Annotated in this window: 14 protein-coding genes; 7 read left to right on the forward strand and 7 right to left on the reverse strand. The window is 65.4% G+C overall.

Translation table 11 applies throughout. The features are described 5' to 3' along the window. Positions 1–74: 74 nt before the first annotated feature. From DBY63_RS11685 to DBY63_RS11705, 5 genes are read right to left on the reverse strand one after another with little or no spacing between them, the layout of a single operon-like run. Complete coding sequence (locus tag DBY63_RS11685) at positions 75–1,226, reverse strand: acyl-CoA dehydrogenase family protein (RefSeq protein WP_007162212.1); 1,152 nt, start codon at positions 1,224–1,226, stop codon at positions 75–77. A gap of 11 nt (positions 1,227–1,237) precedes the next feature. Beyond that, complete coding sequence (locus DBY63_RS11690; protein ID WP_108581985.1) at positions 1,238–2,290, reverse strand: enoyl-CoA hydratase/isomerase family protein; 1,053 nt, start codon at positions 2,288–2,290, stop codon at positions 1,238–1,240. Continuing rightward, a complete protein-coding gene (gene mmsB / locus DBY63_RS11695) occupies positions 2,287–3,183 on the reverse strand; it encodes a 3-hydroxyisobutyrate dehydrogenase (RefSeq protein WP_007162214.1) in 897 nt (298 codons plus the stop codon). The genes DBY63_RS11690 and mmsB overlap by 4 nt, the downstream gene beginning before the upstream one ends. A gap of 13 nt (positions 3,184–3,196) precedes the next feature. Next, positions 3,197–4,711, reverse strand: a complete 1,515-nt coding sequence (locus DBY63_RS11700) for a CoA-acylating methylmalonate-semialdehyde dehydrogenase (protein ID WP_007162215.1) — start codon at positions 4,709–4,711, stop codon at positions 3,197–3,199. Continuing rightward, a complete protein-coding gene (locus DBY63_RS11705) occupies positions 4,708–6,441 on the reverse strand; it encodes an AMP-binding protein (RefSeq protein ID WP_108581986.1) in 1,734 nt (577 codons plus the stop codon). Before DBY63_RS11705 ends, DBY63_RS11700 begins: the two co-directional genes overlap by 4 nt. Positions 6,442–6,649: 208 nt before the next feature. Here DBY63_RS11705 and DBY63_RS11710 point away from each other — a divergent pair, with 208 nt between their 5' ends. Together DBY63_RS11710 and DBY63_RS11715 are read left to right on the forward strand one after the other, a co-directional pair. Then, complete coding sequence (locus DBY63_RS11710; RefSeq protein WP_027601232.1) at positions 6,650–7,606, forward strand: LysR family transcriptional regulator; 957 nt, start codon at positions 6,650–6,652, stop codon at positions 7,604–7,606. 98 nt (positions 7,607–7,704) lie between these two features. After that, positions 7,705–8,151: a hypothetical protein gene (locus DBY63_RS11715; protein ID WP_169742432.1), complete on the forward strand. Its 447-nt coding sequence runs from the start codon at positions 7,705–7,707 to the stop codon at positions 8,149–8,151. A 17-nt stretch (positions 8,152–8,168) separates the two neighbouring features. Here the strand turns inward: DBY63_RS11715 and DBY63_RS11720 are convergent, their stop codons facing one another. Together DBY63_RS11720 and DBY63_RS11725 are read right to left on the reverse strand one after the other, a co-directional pair. Next, complete coding sequence (locus tag DBY63_RS11720) at positions 8,169–9,119, reverse strand: 2-hydroxyacid dehydrogenase (RefSeq protein ID WP_108581987.1); 951 nt, start codon at positions 9,117–9,119, stop codon at positions 8,169–8,171. A gap of 55 nt (positions 9,120–9,174) precedes the next feature. Then, positions 9,175–10,482: an Nramp family divalent metal transporter gene (locus DBY63_RS11725; RefSeq protein WP_108581988.1), complete on the reverse strand. Its 1,308-nt coding sequence runs from the start codon at positions 10,480–10,482 to the stop codon at positions 9,175–9,177. 279 nt (positions 10,483–10,761) lie between these two features. On the opposite strand from DBY63_RS11725, the gene tig reads away from it, so the two are divergent. The 5 genes from tig (at position 10,762) to DBY63_RS11750 (ending at position 18,748) form a co-directional block, all read left to right on the forward strand. Continuing rightward, positions 10,762–12,072: a trigger factor gene (gene tig, locus DBY63_RS11730; RefSeq protein WP_108581989.1), complete on the forward strand. Its 1,311-nt coding sequence runs from the start codon at positions 10,762–10,764 to the stop codon at positions 12,070–12,072. 90 nt (positions 12,073–12,162) lie between these two features. Beyond that, a complete protein-coding gene (clpP, locus tag DBY63_RS11735; protein WP_007162222.1) occupies positions 12,163–12,804 on the forward strand; it encodes an ATP-dependent Clp endopeptidase proteolytic subunit ClpP in 642 nt (213 codons plus the stop codon). A gap of 110 nt (positions 12,805–12,914) precedes the next feature. Next, a complete protein-coding gene (gene clpX, locus DBY63_RS11740; protein WP_007162223.1) occupies positions 12,915–14,195 on the forward strand; it encodes an ATP-dependent Clp protease ATP-binding subunit ClpX in 1,281 nt (426 codons plus the stop codon). A gap of 126 nt (positions 14,196–14,321) precedes the next feature. Beyond that, positions 14,322–16,718, forward strand: a complete 2,397-nt coding sequence (gene lon, locus DBY63_RS11745; RefSeq protein ID WP_108581990.1) for an endopeptidase La — start codon at positions 14,322–14,324, stop codon at positions 16,716–16,718. Positions 16,719–16,891: 173 nt separating this feature from the next. Next, positions 16,892–18,748, forward strand: coding sequence for a SurA N-terminal domain-containing protein (locus tag DBY63_RS11750; RefSeq protein WP_108581991.1), 1,857 nt, complete (start codon positions 16,892–16,894; stop codon positions 18,746–18,748). The last annotated feature ends 36 nt before the right edge of the window (positions 18,749–18,784 follow it).

The raw sequence follows: 18,784 nt of genomic DNA on the forward strand, positions 1-18,784 counted from the left end.
GTGCTGTCCAGATGACGCCTGGGTGTCATCTTCGGCTTTTGCTGGGCAGGTCACGGCCGTCATCCCGGACGCCCTCACATTTCGTAGCGATCGAGTTCCCGGGTGATCAGCAGGCGCTGGATTTCACTGGAGCCTTCGTAGATCTGGGTGATGCGGATGTCGCGGTAGTACTGCTCCACCGGGTAGTCCTCCAGGTAGCCGTAGCCGCCATGAATCTGGATGGCCTTGGAGCACACCCATTCGCCCGTCTCGGTGGCGAACAGCTTGGCCTGGGAGGCTTCGCTCAGACAGGGCTGGCCCGCCGTGCGCAGTCGCGCCGCATGCAGGATCAGCAGCCGCGCGGCATTGAGGCGCGTATGCATGTCCGCCAGCATGTTGGCGATGCTCTGGTGCTGGATGATCGCCTTGTCGAACTGGATGCGCTCGCGGGCATAGCCGAGCGCCGCTTCGAAGGCCGCGCGGGCGATCCCCAGCGCCTGGGCGGCGATGCCGATGCGGCCGCCTTCCAGGTTGGACAGGGCGATGGCCAGCCCCTTGCCGCGCTCGCCCAGCAGGTTGGCCGCCGGGATGCGGCAGTTGTCCAGGGTGACCGCGCAGGTGTCGGAGGCGCGCAGGCCCATCTTGTGCTCGGTGCGCTCGACGCGAAAGCCGGGGGTGTCGGTAGGCACCAGAAAGGCCGACAGGCCCTTCTTGCCCAGCTCCGGATCGGTCACCGCGAAGACGATGGCCAGGCCCGCGCGGCGACCGTTGCTGACGAATTGCTTGCTGCCATTGAGCACCCAGCTGTCACCGTCGAGTACCGCCCGGGTGCGCAGGTTGTGCGCCTCGGAGCCGGCCTGGGGTTCGGTCAGGCAGAAGCAACCGATGACCTTGCCGGCGGCCAGGTCAGGCAGCCAGCGGTCCTGCTGTGCGGCACTGCCGTAGCGCAGCAGCGGGCCGCAACCCACCGAGCTGTGGATGCTCATCAGGGCGCCGAGGCTGCCGTCGCCGGCGGAGATCTCTTCCACCGCTAGGGCATAGGCGACGTAATCCAGGTAGGTGCCGCCCCATTGCTCGGGCACCACCATGCCCAGCAGGCCCAGTTCACCCAGCTGGGCGACCACGGCGTCGTCGATCCACTCGGCCTTTTCCCAGGCGCGGGCGTGGGGCGCGACCTCGCGGCGGGCGAAGTCACGCGCCAGGTCGCGGATCATGCGTTGTTCTTCGGTGAGTTCGATGTCGTGCATGGGGGCCTCCCTCAGGAATGGCGAAAATCGGCGAAAAAGGCGGCGACGCGGCGGGGATCCAGGTCCTGCCAGCGGGCCGGATTCCAGTGCGGCGTGCGGTCCTTGTCCACCAGCATGGCGCGCACCCCCTCGACGATCTCGCCCTTTTCGAACCAGCGGCGATCCAGGTGCAGCTCCAGGGCGAAGCACTGTTCCAGCGACAGCCCGCTGCCCTGGCGCAGCAACTCCAGGGCGGTGGCGACCGCCAGCGGCGAACGGGCGTCCAGGGTGGCGAGGGTCTCCTGCGCCCAGTCGCGATAGGCGGGGCGCTGCTCCGCCTCCAGGCTGGCGCGCAGCTCCTCGACGGTGGCCGCCGCGAAGTGCTCGGCGATGGCCGGGCGCAGATCGGTCAGGCGCGCGGCTTCGGCCGGCGCCGCGGCGAATTCCTGCAGCAGGGCGGCCAGGTCGGTGGGGCCCTGGGCAGTGGCTGCCTCCAGGCGCTGCAGCAGGTCGGCGTTGGCCGCTTCGGGAATGAAGACATCGGCCAGGCCGGCGGCCAGGGCATCGGCCGGACCGATCTGCACGCCGGTCAGCCCCAGATAGAGACCCAGGTGGTCGGGCAGGCGCGGCAGGAAATGGCTGGCGCCGACGTCGGGGAAATAGCCGATGGCGGTTTCCGGCATGGCCATGCGGGTGCGCTCGCTGACGATCCGCAGCCGCGCCGCCTGCACCAGGCCCATGCCGCCGCCCAGCACCAGCCCCTGGGCCAGGGCCAGCACCGGCTTGGGATAGCGGTGCAGCGCCAGGTCGAGGGCGTATTCCTCGGTGAAGAAGGTCAGGTGCAGGTCATCGCCGCGCTGGTAGCTGTCGTACAGCGCCCGCACATCGCCGCCGGCGCAGAAGGCCTTGGGCCCGTTGCCGCGGAGCACGATCACCCGCACGCCCGGGTCCTGCTCCCACTCGCGCAGCGCCCCATGCAGGGCGCGCACCATGTCCAGATCCAGGGCATTGAGCCCGGCCGGGCGATCAAGGGTCAGGTAGCCGACCCCGCCGCGTCTTTCCAACAGCACCTTGGCGTCGCTCATGCACCGTCCTCGTCCAGGTAGTCCTGGATGATGGCCGAGAAATCCAGCCCGCCGCCACCCGCGCGGCTGAATCTCTGGTAGAGCTGTTGCGCCACTGCGCCGAGGATCACCGGCTGCTGCACGGCGCGCGCTGCCTCGGTGGCGAGGCCCAGGTCCTTGAGCATGAGGTCGGCGGCGAAGCCGCCCTGGTAGCCGCGCGAGGCCGGCGCCTGGGGCAGTACGTCCGGATAGGGGTTGTTGACCTCCGAACTCCAGCAGCGCCCGCTGCTGGTATTGATCACTCCGGCCAGGGTCTTGGCGTCCATGCCCAGGCGGGTGCCCAGGGCCATGGCCTCGGCCACCCCGATCATGGAGATGCCCAGCAGCAGGTTGTTGGCCACCTTGGCCACCTGGCCGTTGCCGCTGGCGCCGCAGTGCACCAGGTTGCGGCCCATGGCGGCCAATAGTGGCTGGGCGCGCTGGAAGCCGGCTTCGCTGCCGCCGACCATGAAGGTGAGGGTGCCCGCCGCGGCGCCGCCGGTGCCGCCGGAGACCGGTGCGTCCAGCAATTCCAGACCGCGCTCGGCGGCGGCGCTGGCCACCGCCCGGGCGCTGAGCGGATCGATGGTGGAGGAATCGATCAGCAGGGTGCCCGGTCGGGCCCGAGCGATCAGCCCGTCGTCGCCCAGATAGACCGTCTTCACATGGGCAGCCGCGGGCAGCATGGTGATGATCACTTCCGCGCCGCTCTCGGCGACGGCGGTGGGCGAGGCGGCGACCTCGGCGCCTTCGGCGCGCAGCGCTTCGAGGGCGGCGGTGGAAAGGTCATAGACGGTCAGCTGATGGCCGGCCTTGAGCAGGTTGCGGGCCATGGGCGCGCCCATGTTGCCCAGTCCCAGAAATCCCAGATGCATGCTGGCGTCTCCCTTACTTGAGGGTGATGGTGGTGTTGACGACCCCGGCGCTGCCGACGTCCTGCTCGTCGGGCCAGCGCGTGGTGATGGTCTTGGTCTGGGTATAGAAGAGCACCGCCTGCTTGCCATAGGGCCCCAGGTCGCCCAGCTTGGAGGCGCGCGAACCGCTGAAGGAGAACAGCGGCACCGGCACCGGGATGGGCACGTTGATGCCGACCTGGCCGACGTCGATGTCTTCCTGGAAGCGCCGCGCCGCGGCGCCGGAGCGCGTGAAGAGGGCGACGCCGTTGCCATTGGGGTTGGCGTTGATCAGGGCGATGGCCTCGTCGAGGGTGGCCGCGTGCATCACGCAGAGCACCGGTCCGAACAGCTCTTCGCGATACAGGGTCATGTCGGTGGTCACCCCGGAGAACAGCGTCGGGCCGACGAAGTTGCCCTTCTCGTAGCGCTCGACCTGGATGTTGCGACCGTCCAGCTCCAGGGTCGCGCCTTCGCTCACCCCGCGCTCGATCAGGCCGCTGACCCGGTCCAGCGCTTGGCAGGAGATCAGCGGGCCGACGTCGGTGCCGTGCTCGTGACCCGCACCCACCCTGAGGCTGCGCGCCTTGGCCACCAGGTCCGGCACCCAGCTGTTGGCTTCGCCCACCAGCACCACCACCGAGACCGCCATGCAGCGCTGACCGGCCGCGCCGAAGGCGGCGCCCACCAGGTTGGCCAGCGTCTGCTCGCGGGGCGCGTCGGGCATCACCACCGCGTGATTCTTGGCGCCCATCATGCACTGGACGCGCTTGCCGGCTTCGCTGGCGCGGCGATAGACGTGGGTGCCCACGCGGGTGGAGCCGACAAAGGACAGCGCCTTGATGTCCGGATGATCGCAGAGGGCGTCCACCACCGCCGGTCCGCCATGGACCACGTTGAGCACCCCGGGCGGCACCCCGGCTTCCAGCGCCAGCTCGGCCAGGCGCATGGTCACCAGCGGATCCTGCTCCGACGGCTTGAGGACAAAGGTGTTGCCGCAGGCGATGGCCATGGGGAACATCCACAGCGGAATCATCGCCGGGAAGTTGAAGGGGGTAATGCCGGCGCACACGCCCAGGGGTTGCAGCAGGGTATAGGTGTCCACCCCGCTGGCGACGTTGTTGGCCAGTTCGCCCAGCTGCAGGTTGCCGATGGCCGCGGCGTGCTCCACCACCTCCAGGCCGCGGAAGACATCGCCCTCGGCGTCGGCCAGGGTCTTACCCTGTTCGGCGGTGAGCAGCGCGGCCAGTTCGCTCATGTGCTCGCGGATCAGCTGCTGATAGCGCAGGAAGATGCGCGCCCGGGCGCCGATGGGCGTCTTGCGCCAGGTGGCGAAGGCCGCCTTGGCACTGGCGACGGCGCGCTGCACCTCCTCGGCGGTGGCGAAGGGCACCCGCGCCAGCACCTCCTGGGTCGCAGGATTGATCACCTCGCGGCTTTCGCGGCTGGTGGAGGTGACGAACTGGCCGTCGATCAGCAGCGGCACGTCTTTGATGGCGGTCTGGGTCATGACAGGGATTCCTGAGCGGTGGCTGGGGTGGCCGGGGCAGGTTGGGCGGCGAAGTCTTCTTCGGCGTAGTCGTGGAGGTCGGCGCTGCCGCCGGCGCGGCGCTGGGCCTCGCCGAGGCGCAATTCGATGCGGCGGATCTTGCCGGACAGCGTCTTGGGCAATTCGCTGACGAATTGCAGGCGGCGTACCCGCTTGTAGGGCGACAGGCAGCCCCGGGCGAAGCCGAGCAGCTCCTGCGCGAGTTCAGGCGAAGGCGCGTGGCCGGCGGCCAGGATGACGAAGGCCTTGGGCACATTCAGGCGCAGGGGGTCGGGGCTGGGCACCACCGCCACCTCCATCACCGCCGGGTGCTCGATCAGGGCGCTCTCCAGTTCGAAGGGGCTGATGCGGTAGTCCGCCGACTTGAAGACGTCATCGGCGCGGCCGACAAAGGTGATGTAGCCATCGACGTCACGCACCGCGGTATCGCCGGTGCGGTAATGGCCGTCGCGCATCACCTCGGCGGTCTTTTCCGGGCTGTCTTCGTAGCCCAGCATCAGCCCGGCCGACCGTGGCTGCAGGGCCAGGGCCACCTCGCCGTCGTCGCCCGGCCGGCCATCGGCATCTAGTAGCGCGATGTGACACCCGGGCAGCGGGCGCCCCATGGAGCCCGGCTTGAGCGGCTGTCCGGGGGTGTTGCCCACCAGGGCGGTGGTTTCCGACTGGCCGAACCCATCTCTCAGGGTCAGCCCCCAGGCCGCCTGCAGGCTGTCGATGATCTCGGGATTGAGCGGTTCGCCCGCGCCGACCAGCTCGCGGAGCTGCAGGCGCTCGCGATAGGCGGCGAGATCCTCCTGGATCAGCATCCGCCACACCGTGGGCGGCGCGCAGAGGCTGGTGACCGGATAGCGCGCCAGCACCTCCAGCAGCGCCTGGGGCTTGAAGCGCGGCACGTCATGGATGAACACGCAGGCGCCGGCGTTCCAGGGCGCGAAGACGCAACTCCAGGCATGCTTGGCCCAACCGGGGGACGAGATGTTGAGGTGCACATCGCCCGGTTGCAGACCGATCCAATACAGGGTGGACAGGTGCCCGACCGGATAGCTGCTGTGACTGTGCAGCACCAGCTTGGGCCGCGAGGTGGTCCCCGAGGTGAAGTAGAGCAGCAGCGGATCCGTGGCGAGGGTCGGGCCATCCGGCAGGAAGTCGCTGGCACAGGCGGCCGGCGCATAGGACTGCCAGCCGGGCACCGGCGCCCCGACGCAGATGCGGGTGAGGCCGGCATCCAGACTGGCGCAACGCTCCGTGTGCGCACTGCCCACCACCAGGTGGGCGATGCGCCCGCGCTGCACCCGATCCTGCAGATCGGCGTCGCTGAGCAGAGTGGTGGCGGGCACCACCACGGCGCCCAGTTTGAAGGCGCCAAGCAGCGTCTCCCACAGCGCCACCTCGTTGCCCAGCATCACCAGGATGCGTTCGCCGCGGCGCACACCCTGGGCGCGCAGGAAATTGGCGGTGCGATTCGACGCCTGGCGCAACTCGGCGAAGCTGTAGCGCTCTTCCCGGCCCTCGGCGTCGAGGCGCCACAGCGCCGGACCGGCATGCTCCTCTGCAAGGCGATCGAAATGGTCCAGCGCCCAGTTGAACTGTTCCAGTTGCGGCCAGCGGAAATCGCGGACGGCGGTGGCGTAGTCGGTGCGATGGCGCAGCAGGAAGTCCCGCGCTTCGCGAAAGGCGTCGCCGGCCGTCATGGGCGATACCCCGCGGCCTGCAGGGGCGGGAGGGAAGGGCAGCGTCCGGCCTGGCGCCGGGATGGGGCGTGAGGGTGGGTCATGGTGGCCTGCTCGTTATTGTTGTTGGCTAGCAGAGGTTCGCGCCATCACCGCTCGTGACGCGACCTGGTAAGCAGTATAGTTCCGGCAAAAGTCTCCTGGCTTCCGACAAAAACGCCCGACCGATATGCAAAAATCCAATAACCCGGCTGCGCGTCTCGACTGGGACGACCTCAGATTCTTCCTCGAAGTGGCGCGCACCCAGAAGGCCAGCGCGGCCGCCCGGCGCCTGGGGGTCGACTACACCACCGTGTCGCGGCGGATCGCCGCCCTGGAGAAGGCGCTGGGCGCGCTGCTGTTCGAGAAGTCGCGCAGCACCGGCTTCAGCCTCACCATGGAAGGCCAGCGCCTGCTGGTGCACGCGGAAACCCTGGAGAGCACCCTGCAGACCGCCTGCGAGCAGATCTCCGATACCCGGCTGGCGCCTTCCGGCCAGGTGCGCATCGGCGCCACCGAAGGCTTCGGCAGCTACTTCGTCGCGCCCCAGCTGAGTTTCTTCCAGGATCGCTATCCGGGCATCACCCTGGAGGTGCTGCCGGTGCCGCACTTCGTCAATCTCTCGCGCCGCGAAGCCGACATCGCCATCACCCTGGAGCGGCCCGAGCGCGGGCCCTACGTCTGTCGCAAGCTCTGCGACTACCGCCTGCGGCTCTATGCCACCGCCGACTACCTGGCCAGCCATCCGCCCATCGCGCAGCTGGCCGATCTGCAGCGCCATAGATTCATCACCTATGTCGACGATCTCGCCTTCAGCCCCGAGCTGCTCTATCTGGAGCGGATCCTGCCCGAGGCTAGCAGCGGCCTGCGCAGCACCAGCGTGATCGCCCAGTACCAGGCGGCCCTGTGCGGGCACGCCCTGGCGATCCTGCCGTGCTTTGTCGCCGAGCCCGATCCGCGGCTGGTGGCGCTGCTGCCGGAGCAGATCCAGATCACCCGGCAATTCTGGCTCTATTACCGCGAAGACCTGCGCCGCCTGCGGCGCATCACCCTGGTGACCGACTACCTGCGCGCCTGCACCGACGCCAATCGCGACTTCCTGCTGGGTGAAACCCGCACGCCAGTGCTGGGCTGGCCGACGCCCTGAAGCCCGTTGCCGATCGGTGCGGCACCCCGGGACCCGGCTGGGGTCTCAGAGCTGTCGGTCGTCCGTCGACGGCCTCCAGTGAACAGATGGGAACGGCAATGGAACGATATCAGGCATTGAGTCAGGCGCTGAGCAAGGCGGCCGAGCGGGAAGAAGCCTATTGGCAGGGACTGGAGCGCCGCCTGCATGAATTGCCGGATTGCTTCACCCGCTACCTGGGCCTCACCCCGGCCGATCAGGTGGATGCCGGGCTGGGCCTGGAAAAGCGCGTGGATGGCAATATCGTGCGCGAACTGGAGGTCTATGCCCGCTATGACCTCACGGTGATCGTCGATGACCTCGCCGGCACGCCCCAGACCTTCGCTATCGGCCTGTCCTTCTTCTATACCAATGACCACTTCGTGCTGAAGGAGCGCGAGGGCGAATTCTCCGTCGCCCTCGAACCCCAGGACGATCCCGACCGCTTCTGGGCCGAAGGCTGCCGCGAGATCTACGACTCCCTGGCGCGCCGCATCCGCGGCAAGACCCTGCCGGCCATCGAGTAACCCGCGGTTCGCATCCGTCAGACCGGCGTGACCAGGCGCCCCTCGGCGAAATAGCGCTCCACGTTGGCCAGCACCAGGTCGGCCATGGCCTGGCGGGTCTCGTGGGTGCCGCTGCCGAGGTGCGGGGTGAGCACCACGTTGTCCAGCGCCAGCAGGGCCGCGGGTACCTCGGGTTCCTCGGCGAAGACATCCAGGCCGGCGCCACCCAGGCTGCCCGCTCGCAAGGCGGCCACCAGGGCGGGCTCGTCGACTACGCTGCCGCGGGCGATATTGATGAGATAGCCGTGCGGTCCCAGGGCGGCGAGGATCCGGGCGTCGACCAGCTTGTCGGTGGCTGGTCCGCCGGGCAGCGACAGGACGAGGAAATCCGCCGCCTTCGCCAAGTCTTCCAGTTCGGCGTGATAACGATAGGGGACGTCCGGCTGCGGTTGGCGTCCGTGATAGGCCACCTCCATGCCGAAAGCTTCTGCCCGCCGGGCGATGCTCTTGCCGATGTTGCCCAGGCCGACGATGCCGCAGGTCTTGCCGGCCAGGCGCGAGGTCAACGGAAACTTGCCCTGTCGCCAATCGCCGCGGCGCACGAAACGATCCGCGGCGCTGATGCCCCGTGCCACGTCGATCAGCAGGGCGAAGGCGGTATCGGCGACGCAGTCGTCCAGCACGCCAGGCGTGTTGCTCACCACCACGCCCAGATCCCGTGCCGCGGCGATGTCGATGCTGTCGTAGCCCACCCCGAAGCTGAACACCGCCTGCAGGCCGGGCAGGGCGCTCATCAACTCGCGTGTCGCACCGTGCACGCCGGAGGTGACCAGGGCCACCACGTCCCGCCCACGCGCGGCGAGCAGGGCGGCCTGATCGGGTGCTTCCCAGAGCCGCAGCACCTCATGGCGTGAATTCAGGGCGTCCTGCAGGGCAGGCAACAGCGGACCTACCTGCAGCAGCAGCGGACGTTCGTTCTGTTCAGGCATATCTAGACTCCTTGAAGAGGCAGGGGCGGCGAATCCGCCCCTGAAGGGGGAGGGCCTAGCCCAGCAGCTGCAGGCCGAGCTGGATCGCGACCCAGATCGCCAGCAGGGTGGCAAAGCCCAGCGCCAGGTTTTCGAACCAGTTGTTGCGGTACTTGTCGCCCAGCAGCGACTTCTGGTTGGACATGATCAGCAGACCCAGGGAGATCACCGGCAGGCCGACGATGTTGAGGGCATTCACGCCGATGGTCAGGGTCACGAAGTCGGGCATGCCCGGCAGCGACCACACCAGCGGCGTCACCAGGATGAAGAGCAGGAACCACTTGTGCGCCGGGTCCTTGTGAAAGGTCTTGCCATAGCGTTCGCGGCGCTCCGGACGGATGTGTTGCAGGGCGTCGGTGATCAGCATGGGAAAGGCGGTGGTCTTGCCCACCACGCTGGCGAACAGGGTGGCGAAGACCCCGGTGAAGAAGATCACCCAGCCGCCGGCGCCAAAGAACAGCTCCAGGGCCGCGCCCAGGTCACTCAGGGTATTCACCTGCAACCCATTGGGTCTGAGGATCTCCACCCCGACCACCCAGATCGCCAGGTTGATGACGATGCCGACCACCACCGCGAAGAGCAGGTCGTTGCGCTGGATGCGCTTGTGTTCCGGGCCGGTCCAGCCCTTTTCCTTCATCACATAGGGATGCACGAAGTTGGCGATGGAGCCGGCCACGGCGCCGATCACCGATACGGCGACCAGCAGGGCGCCGTGCACGCCTTCGTCCGGCGGAATGCTGAAGCCGATGGTGCCGCGCAGGATGCCGCCCAGGTCCGGACCCGACATCACCGCCAGGGTGATGAACGCCAGCGTCATGACCGCCAGCAGCAGTTTCATCACGCCCTCGATCAGCGCATAGAAATTGCGGCCCACCAGCAGCCAGACCGCGATCACCACCGCCGCCGAGCAGAGCAGCGGCTGGTCGAGGTGGAGCAGGGTGGCCAGGGCTTCGCCCGCGCCCTTGAGCATATAGGCATTGGTCAGGTGCCCCATGATCAGCGCATAGCCGAGCATGAACCAGGCGAACGCCGGGTGCAGCTGGGCATAGCCTTCCAGGATCGACATGCCGCGGTTATTGCACAGCTGGAAGCGGGCAATGATGTTGACGATGAGAAAGCGCAGCAGCAGGGACACCGCCAGCACCCACATCATGGCGTAGCCGTAGTTGGCGCCCGCCACCGAGGAGGTGATGAGGTCCCCGGCGCCCAGCCAGGACAGCACCGCGATGATGCCGGGGCCCAGCAGCTTCGCCAGGCGGCGCAGGCCGGAGCCTTGCGCCTTGTTCAGGGTTACGGATTTTTCGACGGAACCGGATCGCTCCATGGGGGCGGCTCTCCTAACGATTGTTGTTGTTGTGAATGGGCCGCAGGCGGCCTTTTCGTTAGCTTGCCCTCTGGGTTTAGCACTACATACGACGTCGTACAACTTTAAGCGGACGACAAAATGTTGCCTTCCTCGGGCTCGGCCGGGCTCGCTTCGGTGGCACCCGTACGCACCGCTGGATCAAGCCAGGTGACTTCGCCTGAGACTGTCTCTAGAATGGTCGCCCTTGATTCTGGGGGGTCGGAGTGCCGGCCTGTTCTTGTGCCACGAGGAATATCCATGCAAGTTTCCGTTGAAAACACCTCTGCTCTCGAGCGTCGCATGACCATTGGCGTGCCGGCCGAGCGTATTGAAACCGAAGTGAACAAGCGTCTGCAGCAGACTGCACGGCGTGCCAAGGTTCCCGGTTTCCGCCCGGGCAAGGTACCCATGAGCGTCATCCGCCAGCGCTACGAAGCCTCGGCTCGTCAGGAAGCCTTGGGTGATCTCATTCAGGAAACCTTCTACGAAGCCGTTGTCGAGCAGAAGCTCAACCCGGCCGGCGCACCCGCCGTCGAACCCAAGGTGTTCGAAAAGGGCAAGGACCTGGAATACGTCGCCACCTTCGAAGTCTTCCCCGAGTTCGAAGTGAAGGGCCTGGACAGCATCGAGATCGAGCGTCAGGACGCAAGCGTCGAAGACGCCGACATCGACAAGATGCTCGACGTGCTGCGCAAGCAGGGCACCCGCTACGAAGCCGTTGACCGCGCTGCCGCCAACGACGACCAGGTCACCATCGACTTCGTCGGCACCCAGGACGGCGAAGCCTTCGCTGGCGGTTCCGCCGAAGGCACCAAGCTGGTGCTGGGTTCGGGCCGCATGATCCCCGGTTTCGAAGACGGTCTGGTCGGCGCCAAGGCCGGTGACGAGCGCGTGCTCGACCTGACCTTCCCCGAGGACTACCAGAACCTGGATCTGGCCGGCAAGGCCGCCCAGTTCAAGGTCACCGTCAAGGAAGTGGCCGCGCCCGAGCTGCCCGAGCTGAACGAAGCCTTCTTCAAGCAGTTCGGTGTGGAAGAGACCACCGTCGAAGGTTTCCGCGCCGAAGTGCGCAAGAACATGGAGCGCGAGCTGCGCCAGGCCCTCAAGACCAAGGTCAAGAACCAGGTCATGGACGGTCTGCTGGCTGCCAACCAGATCGATGTCCCGGCTGCCCTGATCAGCAACGAAGTGGATCGTCTGCGCGTGCAGGCCGTCCAGCAGTTCGGCGGCAACATCCAGCCCGAGCAGCTGCCGGCCGAGCTGTTCAGCGAGCAGGCCAAGCGCCGCGTGCTGCTGGGTCTGATCATCGCCGAGATGGTCAAGCAGTTCGAGCTCAAGCCCGATGACGCCCGCGTTCGCGAGCTGATCGAAGAGATGGCGGCGGCCTACCAGGAGCCCGAGCAGGTAGTGAAGTGGTACTACCAGAACGAGCAGCAGCTGAACGAAGTGCGTTCGGTTGTACTGGAAGAACAAGTCGTGGATACTGTCCTCAAGCAGGCAAAAGTCACCGACAAGCAGGTCTCCTACGAGGACGCGGTCAAACCGGCCGAGGCTCCGCAAGCAGCCTGATCTGCCTCCAGTTGCTAGTTCACCTAAGCCAGCCTCGTGCTGGCTTATGTGTTTTTGACAGGTCATCCAGATAGGGAGCTAGTGCAGGACATGTCCCGCAATTCATACATGCAATCCATGCCCGATATTCAAGCCGCTGGCGGTCTGGTACCCATGGTGGTGGAGCAATCCGCCCGGGGCGAGCGCGCTTACGACATCTACTCCCGGCTGCTCAAGGAGCGGGTCATCTTCCTGGTCGGCCAGGTCGAGGACTACATGGCCAACCTGGTCGTCGCCCAGCTGCTGTTCCTGGAAGCGGAGAATCCTGACAAGGACATCCACCTCTATATCAACAGCCCGGGTGGTTCGGTGACCGCCGGCATGTCGATCTACGACACCATGCAGTTCATCAAGCCCGACGTTTCCACCATCTGCATCGGCCAGGCCTGCAGCATGGGCGCCCTGCTGCTGGCAGGCGGCGCCGCCGAGAAGCGTTTCTGCCTGCCGCACTCGCGGATGATGATTCACCAGCCCCTGGGCGGTTTCCAGGGTCAGGCTTCGGACATCGAAATTCACGCCCGTGAAATTCTGACCATCCGCGAGCGTCTGAATAAGGTGCTGGCGCATCACACCGGTCAGCCGATGGACGTGATCGCCCGCGATACCGACCGTGACAACTTCATGAGTGGCCCCGAAGCCGTCGCCTACGGCCTGATCGACAAGGTCCTCGAGAAGCGCAACATCCCCGCCTGACCCCGCCTCGACCACCTGCCCAGGCGCCGGTCGTTTGGGCAGGTAGGCTTGAAAAACCGTGCAATAGGCTCCATCTTGTTGATGTAAGCACATTCCATTGGATCGATCGAATGACAGATACGCGCAATAGCGACGATAACGGCAAGCTGCTTTACTGCTCCTTCTGCGGCAAGAGTCAGCACGAAGTACGTAAATTGATCGCTGGACCCTCCGTCTTCATCTGCGACGAATGCGTCGACCTGTGCAATGACATCATCCGCGAGGAAGTCCAGGAAGCTCAGGCCGAAAGCAATGCGCACAAGCTGCCAGCGCCGAAGGAAATCAGCGCCATCCTCGACCAGTATGTCATTGGTCAGCAGCGTGCCAAGCGGGTCCTCGCCGTTGCCGTCTACAACCATTACAAGCGTCTGAATCAGCGCGAGAAGAAAGACGACGTCGAACTGGGCAAAAGCAACATCCTGCTCATCGGTCCGACCGGTTCGGGCAAGACCCTGCTGGCGGAAACGCTGGCGCGCCTGCTCAACGTACCTTTCACCATCGCCGATGCCACCACTCTGACCGAAGCCGGTTACGTGGGTGAAGACGTCGAGAACATCATTCAGAAGCTGTTGCAGAAGTGCGATTACGATGTGGAAAAGGCCCAGATGGGCATCGTCTATATCGACGAGATCGACAAGATCTCGCGCAAGTCCGACAACCCCTCCATCACCCGTGACGTCTCGGGCGAGGGCGTGCAGCAGGCGCTGCTGAAGCTGATCGAAGGTACCGTGGCGTCGGTTCCGCCCCAGGGTGGCCGCAAGCATCCCCAGCAGGAATTCCTGCAGGTCGATACGCGCAACATCCTGTTCATCTGTGGCGGCGCCTTCGCCGGCCTGGAAAAGGTCATCCAGAACCGTTCCACCAAGGGCGGCGGCATCGGCTTCAATGCCGAGGTGCGCAGCCAGGAACTGGGCAAGAAAATCGGCGAATCCCTGCGTGACGCCGAGCCCGAGGATCTGGTCAAGTTCGGTCTGATCCCTGAGTTCGTCGGTCGTCTGCCGGTCATCGCGACCCTGGACGAGCTGGATGAACCTGCACTCATGCAGATCCTGACCGAGCCGAAGAACGCCCTGACCAAGCAGTACGCCAAGCTGTTCGAGATGGAAGACGTGGATCTGGAATTCCGTCCCGACGCGCTCAAGGCGGTTGCCCGCAAGGCGCTGGAGCGCAAGACCGGTGCCCGGGGTCTGAGATCCATCCTCGAAGGCATCCTGCTCGAGACCATGTACGAGATTCCTTCGCAGAAGGAGGTCAGCAAGGTGGTCATCGACGAGAGCGTCATCGACGGGAGTTCCCAGCCGCTGCTCATCTACGAGAACAGCGAGCCCGCCAAGGCGGCGCCAGACGCGTGACAAAAGGGGCTTCGGCCCCTTTTTCATTTCAGCGACGGTTGTATTTTGCGGCGCCCAACCTCATGTTAGAGAAAACCGAGGCCTTAACCGCATCTGCGGCCGATTATTTGCCGAGACCCGTATCCCATGACTACGACGATAGAACTTCCCCTGCTGCCCCTACGTGACGTAGTGGTCTATCCCCACATGGTCATCCCATTGTTCGTCGGAAGGGAAAAGTCCGTCGAGGCCCTCGAGGCCGCCATGGCTGGCGACAAGCAGATCCTGCTGGTCGCGCAGAAGAATCCCGGCGACGACGATCCCGCCGCGGATGACATGTATCACATGGGTACGGTCGCCACCGTTCTCCAGCTGCTCAAATTGCCCGACGGCACCGTCAAGGTCCTGGTCGAGGGCGAGCAGCGTGGCCGTATCGAGTCCTTCGTCGAGAACCAGGCCTATGCCCGTGCCCTGGTCACCCTGATCGAGGACAGCGAAGCCCCGGATCGCGAATCCGAGGTGTTCTCGCGCAGCCTGATGAGCCAGTTCGAGCAATACGTGCAACTCGGCAAGAAGGTCCCCGCCGAGGTGCTGTCTTCCCTCAACAGCATCGAAGATCCCAGCCGCCTGGTCGATACCATGGCCGCGCACATGGCGCTGAAGATCGAGCAGAAGCAGGAGATCCTCGAGATCACCGAGCTGGGCCCCCGCGTCGAGCACGTGCTGGCACTGCTGGATGCGGAAATCGACCTGCTGCAGGTGGAAAAACGCATCCGTGGCCGCGTCAAGAAGCAGATGGAGCGCAGCCAGCGCGAGTACTACCTCAACGAACAGATGAAGGCCATCCAGAAGGAATTGGGCGACATCGATGAAGGACACAACGAGGTCGATGACCTCAAGCGTCGCATCGAGGCCGCCGGTTTGCCCAAGGATGCCCTCGCCAAGGCCAATGCCGAGCTGAACAAGCTCAAGCAGATGTCGCCCATGTCGGCCGAAGCCACCGTGGTGCGCTCCTACATCGACTGGCTGGTGAACGTGCCGTGGCAGGCCGAGAGCAAGGTCCGTCTGGACCTGGGCCGCGCCGAGGAAGTCCTCGACAAGGACCACTACGGTCTCGAGGAAGTGAAAGAGCGCATCCTCGAATACCTCGCTGTGCAGAAGCGCGTGAAGAAGGTGCGGGGCCCGGTGCTGTGCCTGGTCGGTCCGCCCGGCGTGGGCAAGACCTCGCTGGCCGAGTCCATCGCCCGCTCCACCGGTCGCAAGTTCGTGCGCATGGCCCTGGGTGGCGTGCGTGACGAAGCCGAGATCCGTGGTCACCGCCGCACCTACATCGGCTCCATGCCGGGTCGTCTGATCCAGAAGATGACCAAGGTCGGGGTGCGCAACCCGTTGTTCCTGCTCGACGAAATCGACAAGATGGGCAACGACATGCGCGGCGATCCCGCCTCCGCATTGCTCGAGGTCCTGGATCCGGAGCAGAACCACACCTTCAACGACCATTACCTCGAGGTGGACTACGACCTCTCCGACGTGATGTTCGTCTGCACCGCCAACTCCATGAACATTCCGGCGCCGCTGCTGGACCGCATGGAAGTGATTCGGCTGCCCGGCTACACCGAAGACGAGAAGGTCAACATCGCCACCCGCTACCTGATTCCCAAGCAGGTCAAGGCCAACGGCCTGAAGAAGGGCGAGGTGGAATTCGATGAAGCCGCCCTGCGCGACATCATCCGCTACTACACCCGTGAAGCGGGCGTGCGCAGTCTGGAGCGTCAGGTGGCCAAGGTCTGCCGCAAGGTGGTCAAGCAGCACGCCCTGAGCAAGGAGCGTACCGCCAGCGTCACCGTGGACACCCTGGAGCACTGGCTGGGCGTCCGCAAGTTCCGCTACGGTCTGGCCGAGCAGCAGGATCAGATCGGTCAGGTCACCGGCCTGGCCTGGACCCAGGTGGGCGGTGAACTGCTGACCATCGAGTCCGCCGTGGTCCCCGGCAAGGGTCAGATGATCAAGACCGGTTCGCTGGGCGACGTGATGGCCGAGTCCATCACCGCGGCCCTGACCGTGGTCCGCAGCCGTGGTCGCAGCCTGGGTATCCCCAGGGACTTCCACGAGAAGCACGACATCCATATCCACGTCCCCGAAGGCGCCACGCCCAAGGACGGTCCGAGTGCCGGTATCGGCATGTGCACGGCGCTGGTGTCGGCGGCCACCCGCATTCCGGTACGCGCCGACGTGGCCATGACCGGCGAGATCACCCTGCGTGGTCAGGTGCTGGCCATCGGCGGCCTCAAGGAAAAGCTGCTCGCAGCCCACCGCGGCGGCATCCGTACCGTGATCATTCCGGAAGAAAACGTCCGGGATCTGCGGGACATTCCGGACAACATCAAGGCCGACTTGCAGATCAAGCCGGTCAAATGGATTGACGAGGTCTTGGAGGTTGCGCTGCAATACACGCCGGAGCCGCTTCCGGACGATGGTCCGGAGCTCGTCAGCAAGGACGAGAAGCGGGATCAGGAAGGCAAGGAGCGCGTCAGTACCCACTGACGGCGCCCCTGGGCTTGATGGGCGGGCCCCAGCTGAAGCTGCTGGTGTTCCGCCGTCCTGCTGGATGCAAGGTCCTTGATCGACGAAAAGGCGCATCTCGAGATGCGCCTTTTCGCTATTTGGTATTCGACGATTTCGCCATGGCCGGTCCGGCCACAGCTCGTGGGGGGAACATGCTACAAAACATCAGGGACCGTTCGCAGGGATGGATTGCCAAAGTCATCATCGGATTCATCATCCTGCTGATGGCACTGACCGGCTTCGAAGCGATCATCCGCGCCACGGGTCACCAGGGCGCCGTCGCGCTGGTCAATGGCGACGAGATCAAGCAGACGGAGCTGGCGCAGGCCGTGGAAATGCAGCGTCGCCAGCTGCAGCAGCAACTGGGGCAGGGGTTCGATCCGTCCACCTTGGATGACCGTCTGCTGCGCGAATCCGCGCTCAAGGCACTGATCGACAAGCAACTGCTGCTGCAGAGCGCCAAGGCCGATCGCTTCGCCTTCTCCGAGCAGGCACTGGATCAGCTGATCCTCAATACCCCCGAATTCCAGACCGAAGGGCGTTTCGATCCGCAGCGCTTCGATCAGGCCGTTCGCCAGATGAACTACAACCGCCTGCAATTCCGCGATCTCCTGCGCGACGAGATGCTGATCGGTCAGCTGCGCGCCGGCATCGTCGGCAGCAACTTCGTCACCGATGCCGATATCGAGGCCTTTGCGGCCCTCGAACGGCAGACCCGTGACTTCGCCCTGCGTACCGTCAAGGCCTCGCCGGCCGGCATCACGCCGACCCAGGACGAGATCCAGGCCTACTACGACAGCCACAAGAACGCCTTCATGACCCCCGAGCAGGTGGTCATCGAGTACGTCGAGCTGAAGAAGGATGCCTTCCTGGCCAAGGCCAAGGTCGACGAAAGCCGCCTGCAGGCCGCCTACAAATCCGAGATCGCCAATCTGTCGGAGCAGCGTGACGCCGCCCATATTCTCATCGAGGTCAATGACAAGCAGAACGACGAGCAGGCCAAGGCCAAGATCCAGCAGATCCAGGAACGCCTGAAGAAGGGCGAGGACTTCGCCAAGCTGGCCAAGGAGTTCTCCCAGGACCCGGGCTCGGCGGCCAATGGCGGTGACCTCGGCTTTGCCGGTCGCGGCGTCTATGATCCGGCCTTCGAAGAGGCGCTCTATGCGCTGGCACCGCAGCAGGTGTCGGCTCCGGTGCGCACCAGCTTTGGCTGGCACCTGATCAAGCTGCAGGGCGTACAGGCACCGGAAGTGCCCACCCTGGCCAGCGTCCGGCCGCGTCTGGAACAGCAGCTCAAGGCGGAAGACGCCGATCGCCTGTTCGTGGAAGCGGGCCGCAAGCTGGAAAGCTCCGCCTATGAGTCCTCCGACCTGGGCCAGCCGGCCCAGGAGCTGGGCCTGCAGGTCAAGACCAGCGCGCCCTTCGGTCGTGAAGGCGGCGAGGGGTTGACCGCCAACCGCCAGGTGATCGAGGCGGCCTTCAGCGAAGACGTCCTGCGCAACGGGGCCAACAGCACCGCGCTGCAACTGGATCCGGAGACCCTGGTGGTGATTCGTGACAAGGAGCACCGTACGCCGCAGCTGCAACCTCTGGATGCGGTCAGAAATGAGATCGTGACCCGCCTGACCCAGGAGAAGGCCGCAGCCGTGGCCAAGCAGACGGGTGAGCAGCAGCTCAAGACCCTGCGCGACGGTGGCAAGGCCGTGGCGGGCGACTGGCGTACCGTCGAAGCCGCCACCCGCAACCAGGAGGGTGTCGATCCCCAGGTGTTGCAGGCGGCCTTCCGCATGGCCAAGCCGGAAGGCGACAAGCCGTCCTATGCGGGCGTCAGCCTGCAGAACGGCGACTTCGTCCTGATCCGGCTGCAGGGTGTCGGGGTGCCCAAGGAAGCCCTGAGTGCCGAGGACAAGGCGTTGTATCGTCGCTATCTCGCCTCGCGTGCCGGCCAGGTCGATTTCGCGGCCTACCGTCGGGCCCTGGATGCCAAGGCCGAGATCAAGCATCTCTGATACGAAAAAAGCCCGGGAAACCGGGCTTTTTCTTGG

This window comes from Pseudomonas sp. RIT411, assembly GCF_003057735.2.
In the GTDB taxonomy this organism is placed as follows: domain Bacteria; phylum Pseudomonadota; class Gammaproteobacteria; order Pseudomonadales; family Pseudomonadaceae; genus Chryseomonas; species Chryseomonas oryzihabitans.

Excerpts from the sequence above, each read along its gene's own strand:
- DBY63_RS11750 (WP_108581991.1), top strand. The coding sequence starts at position 16,892 with ATGCTACAAAACATCAGGGACCGTTCGCAGGGATGGATTGCCAAAGTC.
- tig (WP_108581989.1), top strand. The coding sequence starts at position 10,762 with ATGCAAGTTTCCGTTGAAAACACCTCTGCTCTCGAGCGTCGCATGACC.
- DBY63_RS11720 (WP_108581987.1), bottom strand. The coding sequence starts at position 9,119 with ATGCCTGAACAGAACGAACGTCCGCTGCTGCTGCAGGTAGGTCCGCTG.
- DBY63_RS11700 (WP_007162215.1), bottom strand. The coding sequence starts at position 4,711 with ATGACCCAGACCGCCATCAAAGACGTGCCGCTGCTGATCGACGGCCAG.
- DBY63_RS11690 (WP_108581985.1), bottom strand. The coding sequence starts at position 2,290 with ATGAGCGACGCCAAGGTGCTGTTGGAAAGACGCGGCGGGGTCGGCTAC.
- DBY63_RS11705 (WP_108581986.1), bottom strand. The coding sequence starts at position 6,441 with ATGACGGCCGGCGACGCCTTTCGCGAAGCGCGGGACTTCCTGCTGCGC.
- mmsB (WP_007162214.1), bottom strand. The coding sequence starts at position 3,183 with ATGCATCTGGGATTTCTGGGACTGGGCAACATGGGCGCGCCCATGGCC.
- clpX (WP_007162223.1), top strand. The coding sequence starts at position 12,915 with ATGACAGATACGCGCAATAGCGACGATAACGGCAAGCTGCTTTACTGC.
- DBY63_RS11685 (WP_007162212.1), bottom strand. The coding sequence starts at position 1,226 with ATGCACGACATCGAACTCACCGAAGAACAACGCATGATCCGCGACCTG.
- clpP (WP_007162222.1), top strand. The coding sequence starts at position 12,163 with ATGTCCCGCAATTCATACATGCAATCCATGCCCGATATTCAAGCCGCT.
- DBY63_RS11710 (WP_027601232.1), top strand. The coding sequence starts at position 6,650 with ATGCAAAAATCCAATAACCCGGCTGCGCGTCTCGACTGGGACGACCTC.
- DBY63_RS11715 (WP_169742432.1), top strand. The coding sequence starts at position 7,705 with ATGGAACGATATCAGGCATTGAGTCAGGCGCTGAGCAAGGCGGCCGAG.
- DBY63_RS11725 (WP_108581988.1), bottom strand. The coding sequence starts at position 10,482 with ATGGAGCGATCCGGTTCCGTCGAAAAATCCGTAACCCTGAACAAGGCG.
- lon (WP_108581990.1), top strand. The coding sequence starts at position 14,322 with ATGACTACGACGATAGAACTTCCCCTGCTGCCCCTACGTGACGTAGTG.